Origin of the sequence: Donghicola sp. XS_ASV15 (genome assembly GCF_041224595.1) — a bacterium.
In the GTDB taxonomy this organism is placed as follows: domain Bacteria; phylum Pseudomonadota; class Alphaproteobacteria; order Rhodobacterales; family Rhodobacteraceae; genus Donghicola.
The window spans coordinates 1-7368 of record NZ_JBGFGN010000136.1; the positions used below are offsets into that span (position 1 = coordinate 1).

Genomic DNA, 7368 nt, shown 5'->3' on the forward strand with positions numbered 1-7368 from the left:
CACCTTCAAATACAAGTCCACGGTGTATATCCCCAAGCCCTCCCGAAATCCGAAAGGGCAAAAGTGGACGACTTTTACGCCGCCCGCGACAACACTATGCCGTCGCTACCGTGGCCGAGTATTGCTCCGCCGTTCACACTCTTAGGCTCTCTGCCACTTCCGGCATAAGTTGCGCATTGCCTCGACGGGCAATTTCCTGCACCGCGCGATGCATACTGGGGTTCAACGGCGCAGGGGTCGTAAGGTTCTGGGGGAAATTCAGACAGGATTGCTCTTTGAAATCAGCGATCGTGCCACTGGCCCTGACCGCAGAAAAATCACGCAAGACGAAGTCCGCCTCGGGCATGGCATTCACCCAAGGCTCTAGAATCTGGCTGTAGTCAAAATGCGTGGTGTCATAATAGGACTGCAGACCACCGCGACCCAAAGGGTGAAGACGCTCCCCAGCCTTGAGCCGCTCTCCATGCCAACTTGCCAAATAGTTATCGACCCGACGAAGGTTGGCGATGACGCGAAAGTGTGCGTCAGGGAACTCGTCAAGCAGCGTCTGGATCAGCCTAGGGCTGATCACACCAAAGGTGGAAAAGACCTCTGAAGCGAGGATGACTGCCTCGGGCTGTACGAATTCAATCTGTTTCTTGATCGCCCGAAACATTTGTCGGGTCCGCGGCAATCCCATGTGCTTGGCAGGAACGAAACGGTTTTCGTCCACTTCAGAGATCATCTTGTAGGCGAATGCATTGTGCGCCTCGCGGGCGTTCACAGGCAGGGGAATATCGTCGATGTCGCCAATGATTGCCTTGGAAACCATGAACGACAGACCTTCAGCCTCGATCATCGGATAGAGCAATCCCGACTGAATCAGACGCACATAGTTCCGGTAGAGAAAGTCCTGAAGCTGGCTCGACCCGACTTTGTGCGGACCGATGAAAATGACAAATTGCATATACGCGTAAATCCTCGCGGCCATCTATCAAGAGAGCGCCCGCCACAAAATCCATTGGCGGGCCCTGCTCTTTGACTAACCGCGATGCGCTTGGAAATCCAGCAACGCGCAGAGCTACGCAGTCAATGCGCTCAGATAATCTGAGAGTTGCCGAGTACGGCCTCGATGCTTGTGACTCCTTCGAGTGTGAGGCTATCGCCGCTGTCCGTTCTGATGAGCGCATCGCCGTCCGACACGCTGACGTAAGACGACAGGTCGAATTCTTCATCCGCTCCGTCCGTCCAGAGATCGGCTGACAACTGCAGAGTATCCCCATCTTTGGCAGAGAAATCGGTAATCACATCATTACCATCAGCCGCTTCGAAAACGAATGTGTCCGCTCCTTTGCCTCCACTCAGGACATCGTCATCCATCCCTCCAGCGAGCGTATCGTTATGTACGCCACCTTTCAGTGTGTCGTTGCCCTCTCCGCCAGCAAGGTAGTCTTTCCCTTTGTTGCCATAGAGCAAGTCATTTCCCGCACCGCCAAAGAGCCGGTCACCGCCCCCGCCGCCAAGCAACACATCATCGCCATCGCTGCCATACAGTTTGTCACGCTTTCCATTCCCCGAGAGGAAGTCCGCGCCTTCGTCGCCAAAAAGGGAATCCTTGCCGCTACCGCCCTTCAAAGTGTCATCACCCGAGCCGCCATAGAGGATGTCGTTCTGACCGTTCCCGATCAACGAATCATCTCCGGTCCCGCCGCTGAGCACGTCCTCGCCCGACCCGCCAAAGAGTCGGTCGTTTCCGTCCTCTCCAAGTAGGGTATCATTGCCCCCACGGCCGTAGGCACGGTCGCTTCCGAGTCCAGTGTTCAGCTCGTTGTCGGCTCCGTTCCCGGACAAGGTATCATTGCCGCCGCCGGAATACGCATTCTCGATAATGGTCCCACGCGCGATCGCCATGATGCCCTCGTAGCCCGCGACATCGGAGAAACTCTCCTGCGCCAGATCAATATTGTCTGCCGTCGAGAGCGAGCTGAAGTCGATCGTATCCGTTCCAGAGTGGTCATACAGCGTCACAGCAACCGGATCACCGCTGTAGTTGCTGGTGCTTTGACCCGTGACCGCAATTTCCAGCAAATCACCTAGAACGTTGTCGAGGGTGGAGCCAACCCCGTAGACCGTATCCCCTGCTGTCGCAGAAGAGCTGCTCGCCTCTCCGTAGATGGTCTGAATTGCCAGAATGTCAGCCATCATCGCCGTGATCGGATCCGCGTAGTCGGCCGAAACCGTTGGGTTCTCTGTCTGGCTAAAGTAAGACATCACCGAGACTTGGTAGCTGTCGTTCGAAAAGACGGCGTGTCTATTGTATGACGCATAGCCGTTGTAATCGCCCATGTGCCCAAGCCCCAGAGCGTGACCGATCTCGTGGACGTAGGTGCTGAAGGAATAGCTATCGATCGTTGTGCCGTACGAACCCAGCCAACTTTCTGAGACATTCACGAAAGCGCTCGTGATTGTCTCGCCGTAGTAGTTGGTGTTGCAGTAAGCACCGGAATAATCGTCGGAGAAGGTAATATCTGCGGTATCGGTGGTTTCGACAAACTGGATGTCCGCGACCATCTCCCACATCTCGAAGGCCCAGCGGGCGAGTTGCTGACCTTCGCTCGTCAAATCTGTGAGATCAACTGTGATGACGGTCGTCGAAGAGGTCGCTGCAAAAGATCTCTGCGGCGCTCCGTTGCCGGACCAGTATCCTTCGATCAGATAGTCAGCCAGTTCATCCAACGTACCCTCGACAGGCTTGGCGCCCTCCTCGGAAGAGTCGGTGGAAGTACTTACACTATCAGACGCGACATCTGCATCTGCTACGGTCAAGCTAGTAGGTGCAAAGTCGCAGTCCGCGGCTTGTGGTCTGAATTCATTGCAGATGGTGCACATGGCGTCCTTGGTCCGAGTTTTGGCTTGGTTGCAAAGAAGGATGTCCCTCTTTCTACTCTACCAAAGCTTACGGTTTATTTTGGACGGACCAATGGCAAGGCCTTTGTTTTAAAGGCTATTTTGGGGTTTCATTCGGACACCCCCTCCCCATTTGCCTAGGTTTTTCTGCCAATTATGGCAGACCTTTTACCGTTATTTTCACGTTTGAGCGGACGACCTATCATGACATGGCATGCGCTCTCAGTTGGAACGTATCCCTATATTCCTAGGCATTATCGACCCATCCCATAGGTCACATTTTACGACCCTAAGGCAGGTGTTTTGTTAATTTAAAATTACAAATTTTGCCAAAAAATCGTGGAAAATGAGGCATGCGCCGTTTTTTGTCGGGGCAAAAAGAAACGGCTCCCCGATGGGGAGCCGTAAAATTGTCTCTACTTTTCTGGAGGCTCAAGTCAAAGCTCGAGCGCAGTGATTCCCGCCTGAGCGACCTCCATATCCTGCGCGGGCGTACCCGAACTGACACCGATTCCCCCGACACAAGCGCCTTCGAACATCACCGGAAGGCCACCACCAACAACCATTAAGCGACCGCCAATGGCGCTGTTAATGCCGTGGGTCGGGCCCTCGGGCTGGCTAATCGCTCCGTATTCGTGGGTCGCCTTCTTGGCACCCGACGCGGTAAAGCTCTTGTCGATCGCGATAGTGGTGCTGGTGACTTTGCCACCGTCCATGCGTTCGAACGCGATCAGGTTGCCGCCGTCATCGGTGATCGCGATGCACATGGGCACGCCAATCTCCTCGGCTTTGGCGCGGGCGGCAGCGAGCATCTTGGTCGCGTCGGCCAGATCCAAGCGTTGTACGGTCATCATAGTCGTATCTCCTTAGCTTGCTTTGGCCACACGGCGCGCGGCGTGCAGAAGCGGCTCCGTATATCCCGAAGGCTGCGCAGCCCCCTTAAACACCAGATCGCAGGCCGCTTTGAACGCGGGACCATCATAGGAAGGTGCCATCGCAGTGTAGGCAGGATCATTTGCATTCTGAGCGTCCACCTTCAGCGCCATGCGCTTGAGCGAGTCCAGAACCTCTTGCTCCGAGCAGATGCCGTGCATCAGCCAGTTCGCCAAATACTGAGAGCTGATACGGAGGGTTGCGCGGTCTTCCATCAGGCCAACGTCGTTGATGTCCGGCACCTTGGAGCAGCCGATTCCCATGTCGACCCAGCGCACAACGTAGCCAAGGATCGACTGACACGAATTGTCCAGTTCGCGGGTAACTTCGGCATCGGACAGGTTGCGGCCAATCATCAGCGGCGGGGTGAGCAGCGCATCGCGGCTGGCCTTCTCGCGACCTTTCAGCTCTTCTTGCAAGGAAGCCACATTCACCTGATGGTAATGGGTCGCATGCAAAGTCGCAGCCGTGGGGCTGGGAACCCATGCGGTGTTTGCACCGGCTTTGGGGTGGCCGATTTTGACCTCCAGCATTTCGGCCATCGCGTCGGGCTTGGCCCACATGCCTTTGCCGATTTGGCCCTTGCCGTCCATGCCAGCGGTTAGGCCCGCGTCCACGTTCCCGGCCTCATAAGCGGTCAGCCAAATGGCATCCTTCATTTCACCCTTCGGGATCACAGGGCCCGCATACATCGAGGTGTGGATTTCGTCGCCAGTCCGGTCAAGGAAGCCAGTGTTGATGAATACGCAGCGCTCTTTGACTTCTTTGATACAGGCCAAAAGGTTCGCCGAGGTACGGCGCTCTTCGTCCATCACGCCAAGTTTCACGGTGTTGCGCGCCAGACCAAGGATATCTTCGACGCGGCCATACATCTCGTTGGCAAAAGCCACCTCTTCGGGGCCGTGCATCTTGGGCTTCACGACGTAAACTGATCCTGCACGCGAGTTGTTGTTGGCGGATTTCGCCAGATCGTGCATCGCGGCGGCCACAGTCACTGCGGCGTCCAGCATGCCCTCGGGGGTTTCTTGACCATCCAGCAGCACTGCGTCGGTAGTCATCAGGTGGCCCACGTTCCGGACCAGCAGCAGAGCACGGCCGGGATGGATGGCAGGCTTGCCCTCGGGCGTCAGGTAGGTGACGTCAGGGTTCAGCGTGCGGGTCAGTTGCTTACCGCCCTTTTCAAAGCTTTCTGCCAAGTCGCCTTTCATCAGCCCCAGCCAGTTGGCGTAGGCAACGCACTTGTCCTCGGCATCCACGGCCGCAACCGAATCTTCGCAGTCTTGAATGGCGGTCAGAGCACTTTCCAGACGGATATCAGAGATACCTGCTGGGTCGTCCTTGCCGATGGTCGAGTTAGGGTCGATCACGATCTCGATCAGCAGACCATTCTGGCGCAGGAACACGTTGCCGCGCTCGTTGTAACCAGCCAGCTTTGCGGGATCAGCCAGAGCGGTTTCAGCACCGCCGACTGTGGCCACCAGCGCACCATCGCGCACCTCAAGTGCCTGAACGTCAGCCCAAGAGCCATTTGCCAGCGGGGTCGCTTTGTCTAGATGCGCACGCGCCCAAGCGATGACCTGCGCACCGCGCGCCGCATCATAGCCTTTGCCCTCGGGCTGGCCTTCGATCGCGTCGGTGCCATACAGCGCATCATAGAGCGAGCCCCAGCGTGCGTTGGCCGCGTTCAGGGCAAAGCGTGCATTCATCACAGGAACAACCAGCTGCGGTCCGGCGATGGTTGCGATTTCAGGGTCAACGTTCTGGGTATCCACGGTGAACGGCGCGGGTTCATCCACGAGATAGCCAATCTCTTTCAGGAACGACTGATATTCAGCTGCATCGATCGTCTGGCCCTGACGCTCTTTGTGCCAAGCATCAATCTGCTGCTGCAGATCATCGCGCTTGGCCAAAAGTGCGGCGTTCTTGGGCATCAGGTCACGCAGCATCTGCGCATAGCCCGACCAGAACACGTCGGGGGTCACGTTCAACAGCACTTGCTCTTCGATCAGTGCGGCCAGCGGTGCGGCCACCTGCAGACCTTGGCGCTCAACATAATTGGTCATGGCGTCCTCCATTTCTGAGAGGACAGATAGCGCGCTGTCTCGAAATGCGTGACAAATGGAAAAAGGTTTTTCACAATGTGGAAAACACGAGGTCGAAAATGAAAAGCCCCAAAGATGGTGTCCAGTCAGTTAGCCGCGCTCTAATCTTGCTGCAGGAATTAGCGCGCTCGGATGATGGGGTGCGGGTTTCTGATCTGGCGCGGACCACGGGCTTGGCTGTATCGACCGCCCACAGATTGCTGACCACGCTCGAACAACATGGCTTTGCGCAATTCGAGCCAGAGACAACACTGTGGCATGTGGGCAGAGAGGCATATGCCGTTGGTTCCGCCTTTGGTCGGCGGCGGAACTTTGTGGCGCCTGCGCTGCCTTTTCTCAAGCGACTCCGAGATGTTACACGTGAAACGGCCAATTTGGGCATCCTCGATGGCAACCAGCTCGTCACTATCAGTCAAGTCGAGAGCCGAGAGATCATGCGCGCTATCTCAAATCCCGGCGGGCAAGTGCCCGTGTTCTGCAGCGGGATGGGCAAAGCGATCGTCGCCACGTGGACAGATGAAGACATTAAGGCGCTTGCAGAACGCGCTGGCTTGCCACCGATGACCTCGAAAAGCTTGCGATCAATGGATGAGGTTTTCGACGACATCCGGCAAACGCGCGAGCGTCGCTACGCTTTGGATGACGAAGAACACGTGACTGGTCTGCGTTGCGTTGCCGCCGAGGTCTGGTCCCCGCAAGGAGAGGCGGTGTGTGCCATCAGTGTCAGCGGTCTGGCGGCCCGCATCACCGACGCACGTCTCGATTCCATTGGGCGTCAAATTCGGAAAGCCGCGGACGACTTGACCCAACAACTGGGGGGCACACCGCCCTCTCAGTCCAAATAGACATCAGCGAGCAAGGGGTAGTGATCAGAAGGGTATTCACCGAGGAACTTTTCGCGCACCACCACGGGCGAGGTGCCCACTCGGATGTTCTCCGAAAACCCCATATGATCAATGGCTGCAAACAAGTGAAGCCCACGATTGAAGTGGAAGGTGGACCCGGCGATCTTGGGAATATTCAAACCACGGCGTGCCAAAACGCAAAGCGGTCGCATTCCGTCCCAAGAATTGAAGTCGCCCATGAGCACGACATGTTCACCATCCGCGATCCATGGGTCGATGTGCTTGCTGATCAATTCAGCTGATTTCCTACGGTTCTTTTGGTTGCAGTAATCAAGGTGCATATTCACGACACGCAAGGTCTGGCCCGTCGCCAGAACCTTGAGTTTTACCCACGACGCGAAATAGGGGTAGCCGCCGACTTCACAGGTATGGCGCATCCGTTTGTAGGTTTCGGGAAAAGCAGGTCACGTCCGTCAAGGTGGTGTAATTTGTCGGGTGGCCTGAGGTCATGATCAGGCGGCTTTTATGCTGAGAATTGGGTCTGTCTCCTCGTTGTCGATCTGAGCGAATGCCTCGACCATCATGTAGCGGCTGGCGGTTTG

Annotated in this window: 6 protein-coding genes; 1 reads left to right on the forward strand and 5 read right to left on the reverse strand. The window is 56.4% G+C overall.

The features are described 5' to 3' along the window. Window positions 1–133: 133 nt before the first annotated feature. The 4 genes from AB9K37_RS11355 to AB9K37_RS11370 form a co-directional block, all read right to left on the reverse strand. The gene (locus AB9K37_RS11355; protein ID WP_369838600.1) at window positions 134–946 is read right to left on the reverse strand and encodes a hypothetical protein; all 813 of its coding nucleotides are present in this window, start codon (window positions 944–946) and stop codon (window positions 134–136) included. Between the two features lie 131 nt (window positions 947–1077). Then, the gene (locus tag AB9K37_RS11360; RefSeq protein ID WP_369838602.1) at window positions 1078–2805 is read right to left on the reverse strand and encodes a M10 family metallopeptidase; all 1728 of its coding nucleotides are present in this window, start codon (window positions 2803–2805) and stop codon (window positions 1078–1080) included. A 518-nt stretch (window positions 2806–3323) separates the two neighbouring features. Beyond that, window positions 3324–3740 (reverse strand): heme-binding protein, encoded by a 417-nt coding sequence (locus AB9K37_RS11365; protein ID WP_369838605.1) that lies wholly within the window; start codon window positions 3738–3740, stop codon window positions 3324–3326. A gap of 12 nt (window positions 3741–3752) precedes the next feature. Further along, window positions 3753–5882: a malate synthase G gene (locus tag AB9K37_RS11370; protein ID WP_369838608.1), complete on the reverse strand. Its 2130-nt coding sequence runs from the start codon at window positions 5880–5882 to the stop codon at window positions 3753–3755. 98 nt (window positions 5883–5980) lie between these two features. On the opposite strand from AB9K37_RS11370, the gene AB9K37_RS11375 reads away from it, so the two are divergent. After that, a complete protein-coding gene (locus AB9K37_RS11375) occupies window positions 5981–6766 on the forward strand; it encodes an IclR family transcriptional regulator (RefSeq protein ID WP_369838610.1) in 786 nt (261 codons plus the stop codon). Here AB9K37_RS11375 and AB9K37_RS11380 read toward each other — a convergent pair. Next, a complete protein-coding gene (locus AB9K37_RS11380; RefSeq protein ID WP_369838613.1) occupies window positions 6754–7203 on the reverse strand; it encodes an endonuclease/exonuclease/phosphatase family protein in 450 nt (149 codons plus the stop codon). The two genes, AB9K37_RS11375 and AB9K37_RS11380, sit on opposite strands and share 13 nt — an antisense overlap. Between the last annotated feature and the right edge of the window lie 165 nt (window positions 7204–7368).